Genomic DNA, 16,025 nt, shown 5'->3' with positions numbered 1-16,025 from the left:
ATGGCAGTGGCGCTTAATTGGCGCTGTGCCGTTATCTGTCAGCATTACCGTTTACCTTACGGCAGCGCTGCTCGAAGCTAGCAACAAATTGAACCCACGCTTACGATAACCACGAATCAATTCGTATTGGTCAGCAACCTGCACGTCGCGCACGCCGCTTTTTTATAAGGTGCTGGCATCAAGAACCTGCGCCTTCGCGCTTGTATGTAAAGTTGCCCAGGCAATTTTTAGCTGACGTGGCATACTTTAGGACAACTACAGGCGTGGCTGCATGACGTGCTTTACACCTTGCACTTGTGCTCCCAACAAAGCAATACGCCTGTGCCACATAATAAACATAGACCATTCTATAAAAGAGACACATGGCAGAAGATATTCTGATTAACGTAACGCCCTTTGAAACGCGTGTGGCAATTGTCGAGCAAGGCGCAGTACAAGAGTTGCACATGGAACGCAGCATACAGCGCGGCCATGTCGGCAACCTTTATTTGGGTAAGGTAGTGCGTGTATTGCCCGGGATGCAAAGCGCTTTTGTAGATATCGGCCTTGAGCGCGCGGCATTCATACACGTTGCCGACTTGCGCCAGAACCGTGCCGAGCGCACAACCGGCGGTACCTTGACCCCGATTGAAAAGCTGCTGTTTGAAGGGCAGTCTTTAATGGTGCAGGTCATCAAAGACCCATTGGGCACCAAAGGCGCACGACTATCCACCCAAGTCAGCATTGCCGGGCGGATGCTGGTGTACCTACCCCACGAGCCCCATGTCGGCATTTCGCAAAAGATCGAATCCGAGGAAGAACGCAATGCCCTGCGGGAACGCGTGACAAAACTAATGCCCGAAGGCGAAGCTGGCGGGTTTATTGTGCGCACGCAGGCCGAAGGGGCTAGCGATGAAGAGCTGGCCGCCGACTTGTCGTACCTGCGCATCCTCTGGGGCCGCATCCAGACTAAAGCAAAGTCGCAACCCGCCCCATCGATGCTGTACACCGACCTAACCCTCGAGCAACGCGTATTGCGCGATATGGTCAGCCCCGATACTGGCGCCATTCTGGTCGACTCGCGAGCCACTACACAGCGCCTTATCGAATGGGCCGAAACATTCACCCCTTCAGTCAAAGACCGGATCTCGCATTACAGCGGTGAGCGCCCGCTATTCGACACCGCCAATGTCGATGAAGAGATTGCACGCGCCCTATCGCGCAGGGTCGACCTTAAATCGGGCGGCTACCTGATTATCGATCAGACCGAAGCCCTGACGACGGTTGACGTCAACACCGGCGGTTTTGTCGGCGGCCGAAATTTTGATGACACAATATTCAAAACCAACCTCGAAGCTGCCGTCGCCATAGCGCGGCAGCTTCGCTTGCGAAACCTTGGCGGCATCATCATCCTGGATTTTATCGATATGGATGATGCGGGGCACCGCACGGCCGTGTTGGCCGAGCTGAACAAGGCCCTGTCGAAAGACCGAACCCGAATGACCGTAAGCGGGTTCAGCCAATTGGGGTTGGTCGAGATGACGCGCAAAAGAACCCGCGACTCGCTGGCACACCAACTCTGCGAGCCATGCCCCACTTGCCAGTCGCGCGGGCATGTGCGCACGCCGCGCACATTGTGCTACGAGATATTGCGTGAAATTTTGCGCGAATCACGACAATTCAACCCGAAAGAGTTTCGCGTGCTGGCTTCACAGGCGGTTGTCGACCTGTTTCTTGAAGAGGAAAGCGCCCACCTGGCCATGCTGGGCGACTTCATTGGCAAACCTATTACGCTCGAAGTCGAGAATGGCTACCCTCAAGAGCAATACGATATTGTGCTGATTTAAGATGGAGCCGATAACTTCCCGCCCGCCGCTGGACGATCACGACTTGGCCACCGTGAGGCAAATGTACGGCGAAGCCCAAAACTGGACACGCCACTACGAGCAACTGATCGTCAACGGCAACGTGTTGATTGTTTCGGCTTGCCTGATCTTTGTGGGCCTGGCTTTTGGTGACAAGGTAACCGCGCTACAAGCATCTGCGCTGATGATCATCCCGTTTGTCATGACTATTATCGGCATTACCCTGACCAATACATTGTTTAACCTGTATGCCGTATGCATCCAGCGGATGTTACGGCTGGAAAACTTGCTGGGCTGCTTTGACCCAAACAGGTTCGATGCAATTGACAAGGCCGGCCCCCTGCTACCCCGCGAATTTATGACACTCCCCGTCAAACGTCCCACTTCGGTACGTTTCTTTATCGGCATGCACGGCTTGTTGGGCTGCGCCTATGTCGGGATTACCGCCTTGAAATGGCTATAAGGGGCAAACTACCCCGCCCCCCGGGTTGGCGCCATCACAGGCTCGGCGCAATTCGGCTTGCGCGGTAGTCGCCCCGCTTACGATGCTGATGCGGCGCTTTGCTCGGATTCGGGCGCATTGAGCTCAGGCTTTTCAGGACAGTACTCAGGGCGCTGAATGATGGCGAACATATCTTGCACCTGGTTATCGGTCGTGGCGTAATAACTGTAGACGCGCCCCTGGCTATTACGCTCTTTATTCAGCGTAAGGTGTAAAACCACCGTATTGTTAAAGTCCGTCGCGCCTGGCGTGTATGGCTTGGTGACCCTGGCGAAATTAGGATTAAGCTCGTCTATCGAGAACTTAACGTCAGGGTTGCAAATAGCCTGATGCTTGAATACCGCCTTTTGCACCTGAACAAAATCTTTTGTAAACAAACGATCGGCCCTTAAATAAGGCTCACGCTCAAGCACCGACAAACCAATACCGGCATTATTTGAAGAAGCGCAACCGGCCAGTATGGCAGCCATTGCAACAACTATCCCTTTTTTCATGATCATTTCCTGTGTAAACCTACGGGCGGCATATCGCCCGTAAGTTATAGATTACAGCGTACGTAGACCCGTGCGAATTCAATATCAAAGCGCTTCTTTGAACTGCATTTCGTATAGCGCGGCATACAAACCTTTTTGAGCCAGGAGCTCTTCGTGCCGTCCGGACTCTACGATTTTGCCCTGGTCGAGCACGAGGATTGTGTCCGCCTTCTGTACAGTAGACAAGCGATGCGCAATCACGAGGGTGGTCCGCCCGACCATCAATCGCTCGAGCGACGCCTGCACTTGACGCTCAGATTCGTTATCGAGCGCCGACGTTGCCTCGTCGAGGATCAGGATAGGCGCATTCTTGATAAGCGCCCGGGCAATAGCCAAACGCTGACGCTGCCCTCCCGACAGTTGGTTAGCATTTTCGCCAACCCAGGTCTCGAGACCTTCGGGTAAACCACGCACAAAGTCATGCAAATTGGCCGCCTCGAGTGCCTTCCAGATGTCGTCTTGACTGGCGTCGTGCAAAGCACCATAACCGACGTTTTCGCCGATGGTGCCATCGAACAACACGACATCCTGGCTGACCAGGGACAATTGGGCACGCAGACTGCGCAGTTGGCAATTTTCGACAGGTTGCCCATCGATTAACACCCGCCCCGATGTAGGCTCGATAAAGCGAGGCAACATATTAACCAGCGTTGTCTTGCCGCTGCCAGAGCGCCCGACCAGCGCGATGGTTTGACCCGGTTCGGCCACAAACGAAACATCGGCCAGAGTATCGCGCTGGGCATCAGGGAAACGATGGCTGATATGCTCGAACTCGACCTTACCTTTGACCTGCCCTTCGAACACGAACGTGCCTTTGTCGATTTCAGGCTTCTGGTCAATCAAGCCAAAAACACTTTCGGCCGACACCAGCATGCGCTGCATGGCGCCGGCGATATTCGTCAGCCGTTTGATCGGGTCGAAAATTTGCCCAAGCGCCGCCATGAACGAGGCGAAACTACCAACAGTAAGGCCCTCGTTATTGGCCTGATAAAGCGCAACCGCAATAACTGCCGCAACCGACACCCCAACAAAAAACTGAGTGATGGGCGACATGGCAGCGTCGGAGCTTGCGGCGCGCATGTAGAACCGACGCAGACGACTATTGATGTAATGAAAGCGAGAATCTTCGTGCTCGTAACCCTCGAACATTTTGACAACGCGCTGACCGTCGATAGCCTCGCCCACCACCCGGGTAAGCTCGGCATTCATGTTGATCGTGTCTCGATTGATTCTGCGCAGGCGCTTGATGAAAATGCGCGACACATAAACCGACAGCGGCAAGACCAGCAATACAATAAGTGTGAGCTGCCAAGACATGTACAAAAGCACGGCAAGCAACGAAACAACAATAAGCGTTTCGCGCACCAGCACGGTAATAACTTCGGTTGCCAGGCCTGTTACGTTGCCTGCGTCGATGGTGAAGCGGTTCAGCAAACGGCCGGTGTCACCGCGCCTGAACTCGCTGTCTGGCAAATGCAGCAAGCGCTGGAACATCTCTTTGCGTATGCCCAGCAACATATTGTTGGCGATCCAGGCAAACATATAGCTGCTGGAAAAAGTAGACACCCCACGCACAAACATGAGACCAATGACCGCCAGCGGTATTGACCACATATACGACGGCTTGTCGCCGGTAAAGCCTTCGTCGAGCAAGGGCTTCATGATGACGGCCAGGGTGGGCTGTGTCGCGGCACTGATCGAAATCAGGATCATGGCCACCACGACGGCTTTCCAGTAGACACCCAGGCGACTGTATATTCGTCGCCACAAATAAAACTTCACCGGCTCGGCGTGGGCGGGCGCTGATGGTAAAACTGAGCTCAAGACGACACTCGCTTTTATACTAATGAAAAAAGCATTGTAACGTCGCAACCCAAACCCGGCGAAGGCCTCGTACCAACGCCCTATTAACGCTTCTCAATGACCGACATTTCTGCAATTTATGTTCGCTTGCCCAACTGGATAGGCGACGTGTGCATGGCCTTGCCCTCCCTTCATGCCCTGCTCGACACCGGAAAGCCGGTTATTGTCTGCGCTCGCCCCTGGGCAAAAGCATTGCTGTCGGGTTACCCGCTGGCCGGGTTCATCGAAATGACCGGCTCATGGACGCGAAACCGGCGGGCTGTTGCCCAATCGCGCAGACAATATGCCGGCAAAGGCGCAACAGTCGGGTTACTGCTGCCCGACTCACTATCAAGCGCAATGGCTTTTCGGCTGGCTGGGTTGCAATGCGCGGGCTACCGCGATGACGGCCGCAGCCTGTTGCTAAAGTGGCCTATCCGAAAACCAAAGCCGCGGCCTCACGCGGTTGAATCCTGGTATGGGCTGACGCAAACAGCCTTGACCACCTGGAAGCTCCCCTGCCCCATCGGCAGGCCCTCAGACACACTGGGCCTTAAGTTGCCGGTATCGGCCAACGCACAGGCCTCGGCGAGCTTGTCTGAGGCCGGGCTGACCGACACGCCTTTTATTTTGATCGCCCCCACGGCAACGGGCTTGCATAAAGGGCAAGTCAAGGTCTGGCCGCATTTCAACGCGCTGACATTGCGTTTACAACAGCAGGGCTACACCGTCGTTATGTGCCCACCACCAGGCGAACGCGACGACGCCCTGCGCAATGCGCCTGCGGCGTTATGCCTTGACCCCCTGCCCCTGGACGCCTTTGTGGCCCTGACCCAGAAGGCGCGACTGGTGATCTGCAACGATTCGGGCGTTTCTCATTTATCTGCTGCGGGTAATGCCCTGCAACTGACGCTGTTTGGCGTTACCGATCACGAACGCACTGGCCCGTGGTCGCCCAAAGCACATTGCCTGGGACAAATGGGGCAATGGCCCGAACTGGACAACGTGACAGAAAAAGCGATATCGTTGGCCAGCAAATGAATATATCCAATCTGCTCGCCAATCTTATTATCCCGCTCAACCTGTGCATAGCGCTTATCGTTGCTGGCGGCTTTCTATATATCTTTCGGCTACGTAAAACGGCCGTAGCCGTAGTTGTTTTTGCGGGGTTCTGGGGTGTTTTCTGGTCGCTGCCCGCTTCTTCGCTTTGGGCAGGCGGCCGTCTTGAACAGTACTACGCCTACCAACCCCCAGAGGCCTACCCCGAAGTCGATGTCATTATTGTGCTTGGCGGCCATACCGCCGGCGGGCGCCCGAACTGGTTTGGCCCTTACACCAAAGAAACGGCCATTACCCGGTCGGATACAGCGGCGCAGCTGTATCTGGCAGGCCGCGCACCGTTTGTCATTGTTTCGGGCGCAGCGCTTGACGGCGGCATCCCCGAAGCCAAAGTCATGGCAGCCAACTTGCAGCAAGACGGTGTACCTGAAAGCGCCATTATTGCCGAAGAGCGCAGTCTGACAACCCGCGAGAACGGCGTGTTTACGCGCGACATCATGCAAACGCTGGGGTTTAAAAAGGCGCTACTGGTGACCTCTGCCCTTCACATGCCTCGGTCAATGGGGGTTTTCCGCGAGCTGGGCATCGATGTGATTGCCGCGCCCTCGCGGCCGCAGATTGTCGTACCAGAAGAGTCTGATTTCGACTTTTGGTTGCCGGATCAACGTACGTTCGAGGCGGCCCGCTCGATCATTAAAGAATATGCCGGTATTTTGGTGTATTGGCTACGAGGTTGGGTGTAATGGCAATGTCGTGCCGGCCGAGTTGCGGCGCCTGCTGTATTGCGCCGTCAATATCAAGCCCAATTCCGGGTATGCCTGACGGCAAGCCAGCAGGCGTCGCCTGCATGCATCTGGATGCCGACTATCGCTGCCTGATTTTCGATCACCCTGATCGTCCCGACGTGTGCGGCTCCCTCCAGGCGTCGGAGGAAATGTGCGGAGAAAACCGGACTCAGGCGCTGCGTTGGCTGGGTTACGTCGAAGAAGAAACCCGACCGTCGCGCTCGTCAAGCACCTGGAAATAAAGGGCCTCATAGTTTGCGGCCACTTCGGCCCAGCTATGGCGAGCCACAACAGCAGCGGCTCCATGCGCCAGACGACGTCGGCAATCGGCGTCAGTATCGATGCGATTGATGTACGTCGCCAAAGCATCGGCGTTTTCAGGATGGTCGAGCAGCAGGGCCTCGGTTTCCGGTTGAACATACTGCGCGAAACCACACCAAGGCGCGGGACTTAGAATAACAGGCAGTCCATAAGACATGGCTTCGAGCGGCGCCATCCCGAAGCTGTCGTTTAATGTGGGATGTACGTAAATATCGGCGCAGGCGTAATACGGCCCAACATCGGAAGTTTCGTCGATAACCTGGACTCGCTCCCCCAACTGGGCCGCCTGCTGACGAACAAAATCGCGCGCCGGCGCGTTGCCACCGACAACCAGCAACTTAACGCGATCGGGCAAGCGATCCAAAGCCTTGAGCACAGTAAGCAACCCCTTGCGCATCGGGTTGCGCGCCACCAGCAGGCAGACAAGATCGGTATCTGACCAGCCCAATGACTGACGCAGCGCAAACGCTGCGGCGTCATCGACCGGCCCAGCAAGGCTGACACCCGGTGGAATCACGGGAAAATCATGTTGGCCGCCGTAGGCCTGGCGCAACTGATCGGCAATAAGGCCCGATACAGCAACCACCCTGTGACCCGCGCGAGGCTCGACGCGCCGGGCTTCGAGCTGCAAGTACGTTTGAACACGAGGGCTGATGAAGGACATGGCCCGTTTAACGGCAGCCATAGGCTTGACCCGCCAGTTATAGCGTACCGGCGTAACGTGCACCACCTCGATATCGCCACACCAGCCGTTCATATGTGAATGAACGATGTCAAACCCCTGCTTCGTCAGGCGGCGCGCGCGGATGGCAAACAGCAGCACCCGCATCCAGCTGGACAAGCCACGTCGGATATTGATGGGTACATAAGGCAAGTGCAGATCACAAGCCGGATCGTACTGACGGGCAAATACGGTGACATCGTGCTTGCGCGACAGTTCGCGCATGAGCTCGACGCCATAGGCTTCGGCTCCCCCGAAACGGCCCCCGAAACGATCAACAACAAAGGCTATTTTCAACGGGCGGTCAGTCACGGCGGCGCTTGTCCTCGAGACGTGTGAGACACTTTTGCAGAAAGCGCACAATGTTGGTGGACCGAGCCACCGTTACGCGAGGCAAGCCGAACAGCGTGTCGTCAGGGCGGGCTAGCCCCCGAACCGTCGTTGTCGCATTGCTATACCCGGCTTTCTGGGCCATGGCCCGAATGTCAGCGGTCTCGTCGCCATACGGATAACAAAACGCGCTGACCTCAAAGCCCAACAGACGTTCGAGCTCGGTTTTTGAATGTGCAATTTGATGATAGGCGGCATCGGGGGAAAGCGCGGGCAAATGAACATGGTCGAGCGTATGCGACCCGACCTCCTGCCCTGCCTGGGCCCATTGCCTGATCTCGTCCAGAGACATCAGCCCGGAATGCGGAACACCTATGGCGTAGTCCCACACGTTACCGCCGTCGAGCTGATGCACAACAAAATAATTGGTCGACGTAAAACCATAGCGCGATAGTACAGGTAACGCATTTTGAAGTACGTTGCGATAACCGTCATCGAAGGTGATGCCGAAAACCTTGCCCTTGGCCTCGCCCTTCAGGTAAGGCAACAAGTCGCGCATGGAAAGCCCGCGATAGCCCAAACGGCTCATCCAGGCCATTTGCCGGGTAAAGTCTTTAGGATGCACCGTCAGGCCGCGGTACGGCGTGCCTTTAGGCGCCGGCTCACCAATTTGGTGATACATGAGAATGGGGATCATGCAAAGATTATATAGATTTCAATACAGCGTTTGACGCAACGCCTGCCGATATGAATGCAAGGTACGGTCGGCAAACAACTGCAATCCAAAATCTGTTTCACTGCGACGCCGGGCCGCCTCACCCATCTGAGCCAGACGGTCCGAAGGCAACGCAAAAATCTCTTCGAGCGTATGCGCCACTGCCGAAGGGCTTTGCACAGGAACGACCCAGCCTTCGTCGGGGGAACCCAAATTTTCGGGCAACCCACCCGCATTTGAAATCAGCACGGGCAGGCCCATCGCCATCGTCTCCCGGCAGGCAAAGGACAAGGCTTCCTGATGCGACAGAACGAAACCTACGTCGCATGCGCCTAGAACATCACGGATGTCGTCAACAAGACCGGGGAAGACAACCTGGTCAGCGATGCCACTGGCAGAAAGCTTGTCGAGCCGGAAAGCATCGGGCGGGTCGCCCGCTACAACAATGCGAATCCGCTTGCGCAATTCAGCGGGCAACAACGCCGCGCCAGCCACGAGGTCAAGCCAGCCTTTTTCATAATCGGTTCCGCCGACACTGCCAAACACCAGCACATCATCGGCCAGATCGCCGAACCATTGACGGCGCAATTGTGACTTTAGCGTCTTTCCAACAGGCTTAAGATGTTCAACGTCGATGCCATGGCGAATGATGTCGACCGGCACGTGTCGATAGGGTGAATCGGCCAGACTGCTCCCGACATAATCGCTTACCGCAATCACCCGAGTCGTACCCAACCGGGCGCGCAGGCGATGTCCGATACTGCGCACCCCACGATCGTTGTGGCGGGTCCAGATGATTTTGGGTGGCTTTTTCAGCCCCATGCATGCCAGCATAAAGTGCCGGTGATCGGCTGATGCATTCACATGCACAATATCAAACTGCTGGGCTTTCAGAAACGCCCGCAAACTGCGAACTTCGCTCAGCATCGTGAAGAATCGAGTCGTAAAGCACAGGTCGACCAGATGCACATGAGGCATATTGTTGACATAGCGATAAAGACGACTGACGCCCGGCGTCCCTACCCAAACATCGTGCTTTTCGCCCAAGGTGTTCAACAGGTTGACAATATAAGTGACGTGACCGCCGCCATTGCCGTAGTGCGTATTGGTATAAAGAATTTTCATTTGGACGGATGGGACGTGTCATCGGGCCAGCGACCCTGTGGATGGCGACCCAGAAAGTAAAGCTTGCTGTAACGAAAAAAACTGCCCGAGGCGGCCGTCAACGCCAGGATCAGCCCTTCTTTCCCGTCAAGAAAACCACGTCGAATGAAATAAATGCGAATAAATGTCCAGAACGCATGTCCGACAATACCCGCCACCGAAGTCTTTTTTCCTCGGGCATGCATCATGCAAGCAGCATCGGTGGAATAACGATTGACCTTGGTGACCATCGCCTCCATGTCGGCATAAGGATAATGAACCAAATGGCCCGACAATACCGCAGGCTTGGTTTGCGCCACGACTTTTTCATGAACGGCAGCATCGGTGAAGCGAGCCGCCCCACGGCGGAATAAACGCAACACATGGTCGGGCCACCATCCGCTGTGTCGAATCCAGCGGCCACCAAAACTCGACAGACGCGCCACAAGGTAGGCATCGTTCTCAGACTGCGCAATAACCTGTCTGATTGACTCAGCCAAGGCTGGCGGCACACGTTCATCGGCGTCAATCGATAGCACCCAGTCTCCGGTTGCCAGATCGAGGGCGCGGTTTTTTTGCGGGCCAAACCCTGGCCAGTCGGGTGTTACCGATACCTTTGCGCCTTTGGCGCGCGCAATGTCGCATGTCGCGTCGGTACTGCCAGAGTCGAGCACGATGATTTCGTCAGCAAAACTGACCGAATCGAGGCAGGCAGCAATATGCCTGGCTTCGTTTTTGGTGATGATGATCACTGACAGAGTCATTTTTTGCTTCGACGCGCCCGCTTCCATAGTTTCCAACGATTAAACAAAGGCCCAATGAGCGGATGCGCGGCAATCTTGATGCGTCGGCCAACCGATACGCCCGTTGTGTTGCGTACGGCAAAACGATAAATATGGGCTGGATCGGTACCCGGAACGTTTTGGCCAAACGCATGCGTGGTGTACAAATATTTGAACCCTTGCGCTTTGGCCAAGGCCACGTACTCAGGATCGAAATAGCCTTGCGGCCAGCAAAAGTGCGGCTGGACTGACCCCAAGTGGGTCTCGAGCGACCGGCGCGATGCCTCTAGTTCTTCCTGGATGTGGCGGTTCTTGTTGACTGCGTCGACGAGGTCCCATCGTGTGTGCGTATGGGTGTGACTGTGGAATTCGACAACGCCCTCGGCCTGCATTGCCCGGATTTCACTCCAGCGCAAAATTACCTCATCGCTGCGGCCGGCATCGATACGGCGCTCGCACTCTTTATGTTCGGGTGTTTCGGGCAAGACATCTGCCTGCCCCAGGTGCGGACGCACCGGGCCATCGTGGATCCAGGATGTCACCAGAAAAACCACAGCCTTGAAGCCATACTTTTTCAGTAAGGGATACGCGTAGACCCAATTATCCAAATACCCGTCATCAAAGGTAATTAACACAGACCGCTTCGGCACTTGGGCACCGGCCAGATGTTCCGCAAACTCTGACGCCGTCAGTGACGTATAAGCATTGCGAGAGAGCCAGCGGAGCTGATCTTCGAAATTTTCGGGTGACGCCGTAATGGCGCCCGGCGAGGGGCTGACGTGGTGATACATCAGAACCGGCACAATAGATTGCGTACTCATGACTTGCCTCGTTCGAGCCAGAAGCGATAGGCCGATTCAGTACCCGACACCATGGCATTCAGAGAGAATTTATCGCCACGGGCGACGAATTGACGTCCAACGCTTCCCATGGTTTTGCGCAATGCCGCATCGTCAATAAGGCGGCTGATGGCCGTACGCAATGCCTCGGGGTCGTTAGGTGGCACTAAAAAGCCCGTCTCGGACTCAATCATCATTTCTGGTACGCCACCGACACGTGTGCCGACAACGGGCAGACCGGCCGCCTGGGCCTCGACGTAAACCATTCCCGCCGCTTCGAACTCTGTCGCCAGCGCAAAAATGTCTGACCCGTTCAACACATTGGGGATATCGGCACGCATCCCCAGAAAATGCACTCGGGTTTCCAACCCTTGCGCTTGCACCGAACTTTGAAGCGTTTCGAGCATGGCCCCGGCACCCGCCAGAACAAGATGAATATTGGGCCGGGACTTTATGAGCGGCGCGACGGCCTTCAATAATGTTTCGTGCCCCTTTTGGGCGCGCATCACGGCCACACATACGACAACGATGTCGTTATCCGCCAGTTTGAGCTCGGACCTTAAGGTAGACCCGCTTGGCCAATGTTCGACCGGAACACTGGGGTAGACAACACGCACCTGGTTGGGCTTTACACCGCGCTCGAGCAAATGACTACGAACAAATTCGCTACACGCGATGACCGCATGCGGCACAACGGTATACGAAAATAATGAGCCGACTTTTTTAGCCAAATGGCGAGAGCGTACGATGAGCGGTACGCGCGCCAAGCGTGCAGCAACCCCCACCAGAATCGTGTCGCGGCGACTGTTGGTATTGACGACGTCAAACCGGCCGTCACGCAGCACCTTGCGCAATTTGACCACGCCCTTGAAAAAATTGGCTGGGCCATCGGTGTATAAAGTGTGCACCTTGAAACCATCTTCGCGAAGTTTCTCGGTCAGTACAGCATGCGGCTGACAAATCGCCTCGAGATGATGGCCGTGATCGCGCAAGCCTTTCATGAGCTTGTGAATGTATTGCTCTTGACCACCATAACTGGTGGCTGCTTCAGAAAACACAATGCGCAAAGGCTTCATGAGTAACTGATCTCCACGTGCTCGGGAGATACCCAATCGCCAAGCTGCTCGATAAGCGTGTCGGCCATGCGAACTCGCCAATCGTCACCCAGGCGGACACTGCAGCAGAAAGGCGGCTTGAACAACTGAAGCTCGACAGGCACGCCGGGCACGCCGTTTTCGGGTTCGGCACGGAACGGATTAAGAACCTGACGCAATTGCTGAGGATCAAAGGGTTCAGCCAAGGTAATACGCAACGCCCGGGCTCGCGACTCGCGCGCCAGTTGCAGATCGAAAATGGACTCTGCAGACACCCTCAAGCCGCCCGAGTAATCATCGTTGCTGACTTTCCCTTGAATAATGACGAGCTGATCTTCTTTGAGGCGATGACGGTGCTGCTCGTAAAGCTCGTTAAAAATGGCGATTTCGATCTGCGCAGAGCCGTCATCGATGGCGGCATACAGCATTTTGCCGCGTCGGGTCATTTTGGGACGCAAGGCCGACAGCACACCGGCAAACCATTGCAAACCGCGGGCGGGCTCTAGACGTGCCAAAGGCGTTGGCGCAAAGCGTCGTACCTCGTCGCGCCAGGCATCGAAAAGATGCGCACTGAAGAAAAAGCCTAGCGCTGCTTTTTCTTGGGTAAGGCGAGTTTGCAAATCCCAAGGAGCGACCTTGGCCAATTCGCCCTCAACAATTTCATCACTGTTATCGTCGAACAACGACACCTGATTAGCGCTGCGCTCGACCTGTTCGGCCGCCTCGATGGCGTTACCTACGGTCGCCAACAACGCTGCACGATTATCGTCGATCGTGTCGAACGCTCCCGCACGAATCAGGGCTTCGATGGTACGACGGTTAACAGCATGACGGTCGATACGCCGGCAAAAATCAAAAAGACTGGCAAACGGCCCACCTTCCTGGCGCGCCTTGATAATAGCTTCGACAGCAGACTGCCCCGTCCCCTTAACAGCGCCCATGCCGTATCGTATGGTTCGCGGCGGCTTACCCTGAGCACTGAACTCGTCTTCTACGGGCTCGAAACGATAGTTGGACGCGTTGACATCGGGCGGCAGCACCTTGACCTGATTGTCGAGTGCATCTTTCCAGAAAATCTGGACTTTGTCGGTGTCGTCCATATCGGACGACAGCGTAGCGGCAATGAATTCGGCCGGGTGATACCGCTTGAGCCACGCCGTTTGGTAAGCAATAAGCGCGTAGGCGGCCGAGTGACTTTTATTGAAGCCATACCCGGCAAACTTCTCCATCAGGTCGAACAGCTTGACGGCCAGGTCGGCGTCGTAACCCTTTTCAACCGCGCCCTTCTCGAAAATCTCGCGATGCTTGGCCATTTCTTCGGGCTTTTTCTTGCCCATGGCCCGGCGCAGCATGTCGGCGCCGCCCAGCGTGTAACCCCCGATGATCTGGGAGATAAGCATCACCTGCTCTTGGTAAACAATGACCCCGTATGTGCTTTTAAGCACCGGCTCAAGATCGGGATGAAAATAATCAACCTCGGCCCGACCATGCTTACGATTGACGAAGTCCACCACCATGCCTGACTCGAGCGGCCCAGGCCGGTACAAGGCCAGCATAGCGATGACATCTTCGAAGGTATTGGGCCGCAAACTGCGCAGCAGCTCTTTCATGCCGCGCGATTCAAGCTGGAACACAGCGGTCGTGTTGCCTTCGCTCAGCAACTGGTAAGTAGGCTGGTCGTCGAGCGGCAAGGCCATGACATCGAAGTCGCGCTTGTCGGCATTGAACTGCTGCACATACCTGACCGCCCAATCGAGGATGGTCAGGTTGCGCAAACCAAGGAAGTCAAACTTGACCAGGCCTGCAGCCTCGACGTCGTCTTTGTCGAACTGCGATACCGCATTGCTGTCAGGGCCAGGCTGCGAATACAACGGACAAAAATCGGTGAGCTTGCCAGGGGCAATCAAAACCCCGCCGGCGTGCATGCCAACGTTACGCGTCAGGCCTTCAAGCGGGCGCGCCAAGTCGATCAATGCACGAACCTCTTCGTCCTGGTCGTAACGTTCTTTGAAGGCCGGTTCGTCGGCCAGGGCCCGTTCGAGTGTCCAGGGATCGGCGGGGCTGAAAGGGATGAGCTTGGACAGGCCGTCGCACAAGCTGTACGGCATTTCGAGTACCCGGCCGACGTCGCGTACCACTGCCTTGGCACCCAAGGTACCAAAGGTTGCAATCTGGCTGACCGCTTCTTTGCCGTACTTTTGCTTGACGTAATCAATCACCCGTTCACGATTATCTTGACAGAAGTCAATATCGAAGTCGGGCATGGACACCCGCTCGGGGTTTAGAAAGCGCTCGAACAGCAAGTCGTATCGGATCGGGTCGAGGTCGGTAATCCCCAGAGAGTAAGCCACAAGTGACCCGGCACCGGAGCCCCGGCCCGGTCCAACCGGCACGCCATTATGTTTACCCCAGTTGATGAAGTCGGCCACAATCAGGAAGTACCCGGGAAAGCCCATCTGGATGATGGTCTGGCATTCCCAGCGCAATCGTTCGAGATACTTGGGGTACTGCGCTTCGCGCTCAGCGTCATCGGGATATAAGAACGCCATCCGCGACGCCAGCCCCTCTTCAGACAGCTTGACCAGATAATCGTTGAGGGTCATGCCGTCAGGCGTTGGGAAATCGGGTAACCGGGGTTTGCCCAACACCAAAGTCAGGTTGCACCGGCGCGCAATTTCAACGCTGTTTTCAAGTGCCGAAGGCACATCGGCAAAGCGCGCGGCCATTTCTTCGGTGGACAACAGATACTGCGACTCGGTAAAGCGCCGTTGACGCTTGGGGTTAGCCAGTTGCTCGCCTTCGGCAATACACACGCGCGCCTCGTGCGCCCGAAACTGCTCGGGCCGAACGAACTGTACGGGGTGCGTGGCCACAACCGGCAAGCCCAGGTCGGCGGCCAACCGCATGGCGGCCTGCACATAAGCTTCGTCGCCTTCGGCATCGGCCCGCTGCAGCTCGATGTAATAAGCCCCCGGAAAGCGCGCAGCCCATTGCTGCGCCAACACCCGGGCCTCGGCATCGCGACCGGCCTCGAGCGCCTGCCCAACATCGCCCATCCGGGCGCCCGACAAGACAATCAGGCCGTCAGCACCTTCCAGCCATTCGCGCCGGACTTCGGCACGACCCGCATACTGGTTTTCGAGCCACGAGCGCGTCAGGATTTCGCATAACTGCAAATAACCGGCATTATTACGAACCAGCAATAACACACGATACGGCTTGTCGCGATCTGCCTCGTTTTGCACCCAGATATCGCAACCAGCAATGGGTTTGACCCCTTTGCCCCGCGCCGTCTTGTAGAACTTGATCAAACCAAAAATGTTCGACAAATCAGTCAGCGCGACTGCAGGTTGGCCATAGCCGGCCACCTGCTTGATCAGCTCGGGAATTTGCACAATGCCGTCCACCACCGAAAATTCGGAGTGAACGCGCAGATGCACAAATGGCGTAATAGGGGCAGATTCATTCATGCTCAGATTGTACCCAGAGAAACCGCTTTATTTGGCCCGAATCGG

The 16,025-nt window shown here is 56.0% G+C and carries 14 protein-coding genes; 5 read left to right on the top strand and 9 right to left on the bottom strand.

The features are described 5' to 3' along the window. Positions 1-362 precede the first annotated feature (362 nt). Together rng and PuT2_RS09670 are read left to right on the top strand one after the other, a co-directional pair. Positions 363-1,826, top strand: coding sequence for a ribonuclease G (gene rng / locus PuT2_RS09675; RefSeq protein WP_093970820.1), 1,464 nt, complete (start codon positions 363-365; stop codon positions 1,824-1,826). A 1-nt stretch (position 1,827) separates the two neighbouring features. Beyond that, entirely contained in the window at positions 1,828-2,307 is a 480-nt protein-coding gene (locus PuT2_RS09670) for a hypothetical protein (RefSeq protein WP_093970819.1), read from the top strand. A 77-nt stretch (positions 2,308-2,384) separates the two neighbouring features. Here PuT2_RS09670 and PuT2_RS09665 read toward each other — a convergent pair whose 3' ends face one another. Further along, positions 2,385-2,840 (bottom strand): hypothetical protein, encoded by a 456-nt coding sequence (locus PuT2_RS09665; protein ID WP_093970818.1) that lies wholly within the window; start codon positions 2,838-2,840, stop codon positions 2,385-2,387. Between the two features lie 84 nt (positions 2,841-2,924). Continuing rightward, positions 2,925-4,703 (bottom strand): lipid A export permease/ATP-binding protein MsbA, encoded by a 1,779-nt coding sequence (gene msbA / locus PuT2_RS09660; RefSeq protein ID WP_093970817.1) that lies wholly within the window; start codon positions 4,701-4,703, stop codon positions 2,925-2,927. A gap of 96 nt (positions 4,704-4,799) precedes the next feature. On the opposite strand from msbA, the gene PuT2_RS09655 reads away from it, so the two are divergent. From PuT2_RS09655 to PuT2_RS09645, 3 genes are read left to right on the top strand one after another with little or no spacing between them, the layout of a single operon-like run. Further along, positions 4,800-5,762 carry a glycosyltransferase family 9 protein gene (locus tag PuT2_RS09655; protein ID WP_093970816.1) on the top strand — a complete coding sequence of 321 codons (963 nt, stop codon included), beginning with the start codon at positions 4,800-4,802 and terminating at the stop codon, positions 5,760-5,762. Next, on the top strand, positions 5,759-6,523 hold the full coding sequence (locus PuT2_RS09650) for a YdcF family protein (protein ID WP_093970815.1): 765 nt from the start codon (positions 5,759-5,761) through the stop codon (positions 6,521-6,523). The genes PuT2_RS09655 and PuT2_RS09650 overlap by 4 nt, the downstream gene beginning before the upstream one ends. 5 nt (positions 6,524-6,528) lie before the next feature. Further along, a complete protein-coding gene (locus PuT2_RS09645) occupies positions 6,529-6,807 on the top strand; it encodes a YkgJ family cysteine cluster protein (protein ID WP_093970850.1) in 279 nt (92 codons plus the stop codon). Here PuT2_RS09645 and PuT2_RS09640 read toward each other — a convergent pair. Genes PuT2_RS09640 through dnaE form a run of 7 tightly spaced genes read right to left on the bottom strand, consistent with a single transcriptional unit; the run spans position 6,756 to position 15,980 of the window. Next, positions 6,756-7,904, bottom strand: coding sequence for a glycosyltransferase family 4 protein (locus PuT2_RS09640; protein ID WP_093970849.1), 1,149 nt, complete (start codon positions 7,902-7,904; stop codon positions 6,756-6,758). The two genes, PuT2_RS09645 and PuT2_RS09640, sit on opposite strands and share 52 nt — an antisense overlap. A gap of 7 nt (positions 7,905-7,911) precedes the next feature. Then, the gene (locus tag PuT2_RS09635) at positions 7,912-8,634 is read right to left on the bottom strand and encodes a polysaccharide deacetylase family protein (protein WP_254046988.1); all 723 of its coding nucleotides are present in this window, start codon (positions 8,632-8,634) and stop codon (positions 7,912-7,914) included. Positions 8,635-8,652: 18 nt separating this feature from the next. Next, the gene (locus tag PuT2_RS09630) at positions 8,653-9,777 is read right to left on the bottom strand and encodes a glycosyltransferase (protein ID WP_093970813.1); all 1,125 of its coding nucleotides are present in this window, start codon (positions 9,775-9,777) and stop codon (positions 8,653-8,655) included. Next, on the bottom strand, positions 9,774-10,559 hold the full coding sequence (locus PuT2_RS09625) for a glycosyltransferase family 2 protein (RefSeq protein WP_093970848.1): 786 nt from the start codon (positions 10,557-10,559) through the stop codon (positions 9,774-9,776). Before PuT2_RS09625 ends, PuT2_RS09630 begins: the two co-directional genes overlap by 4 nt. Then, complete coding sequence (locus PuT2_RS09620) at positions 10,556-11,398, bottom strand: polysaccharide deacetylase family protein (RefSeq protein ID WP_093970812.1); 843 nt, start codon at positions 11,396-11,398, stop codon at positions 10,556-10,558. Before PuT2_RS09620 ends, PuT2_RS09625 begins: the two co-directional genes overlap by 4 nt. Next, entirely contained in the window at positions 11,395-12,492 is a 1,098-nt protein-coding gene (locus PuT2_RS09615; RefSeq protein ID WP_093970811.1) for a glycosyltransferase family 4 protein, read from the bottom strand. The genes PuT2_RS09620 and PuT2_RS09615 overlap by 4 nt, the downstream gene beginning before the upstream one ends. Beyond that, entirely contained in the window at positions 12,489-15,980 is a 3,492-nt protein-coding gene (gene dnaE, locus PuT2_RS09610) for a DNA polymerase III subunit alpha (protein WP_093970810.1), read from the bottom strand. Before dnaE ends, PuT2_RS09615 begins: the two co-directional genes overlap by 4 nt. Positions 15,981-16,025 lie beyond the last annotated feature (45 nt).

Source organism: Pusillimonas sp. T2 (assembly GCF_002236805.1).
In the GTDB taxonomy this organism is placed as follows: Bacteria; Pseudomonadota; Gammaproteobacteria; order Burkholderiales; family Burkholderiaceae_B; genus Neopusillimonas.
Note: the sequence above shows the minus strand (reverse complement) of the source record. Positions and strands in the feature narration are given on the sequence as shown.

Coding starts and splice junctions, on each gene's coding strand:
- rng (WP_093970820.1), top strand. CDS start 363: ATGGCAGAAGATATTCTGATTAACGTAACGCCCTTTGAAACGCGTGTG.
- PuT2_RS09670 (WP_093970819.1), top strand. CDS start 1,828: ATGGAGCCGATAACTTCCCGCCCGCCGCTGGACGATCACGACTTGGCC.
- PuT2_RS09665 (WP_093970818.1), bottom strand. CDS start 2,840: ATGAAAAAAGGGATAGTTGTTGCAATGGCTGCCATACTGGCCGGTTGC.
- PuT2_RS09655 (WP_093970816.1), top strand. CDS start 4,800: ATGACCGACATTTCTGCAATTTATGTTCGCTTGCCCAACTGGATAGGC.
- PuT2_RS09650 (WP_093970815.1), top strand. CDS start 5,759: ATGAATATATCCAATCTGCTCGCCAATCTTATTATCCCGCTCAACCTG.
- PuT2_RS09645 (WP_093970850.1), top strand. CDS start 6,529: ATGTCGTGCCGGCCGAGTTGCGGCGCCTGCTGTATTGCGCCGTCAATA.
- PuT2_RS09635 (WP_254046988.1), bottom strand. CDS start 8,634: ATGATCCCCATTCTCATGTATCACCAAATTGGTGAGCCGGCGCCTAAA.
- PuT2_RS09630 (WP_093970813.1), bottom strand. CDS start 9,777: ATGAAAATTCTTTATACCAATACGCACTACGGCAATGGCGGCGGTCAC.
- PuT2_RS09625 (WP_093970848.1), bottom strand. CDS start 10,559: ATGACTCTGTCAGTGATCATCATCACCAAAAACGAAGCCAGGCATATT.
- PuT2_RS09620 (WP_093970812.1), bottom strand. CDS start 11,398: ATGAGTACGCAATCTATTGTGCCGGTTCTGATGTATCACCACGTCAGC.
- PuT2_RS09615 (WP_093970811.1), bottom strand. CDS start 12,492: ATGAAGCCTTTGCGCATTGTGTTTTCTGAAGCAGCCACCAGTTATGGT.
- dnaE (WP_093970810.1), bottom strand. CDS start 15,980: ATGAATGAATCTGCCCCTATTACGCCATTTGTGCATCTGCGCGTTCAC.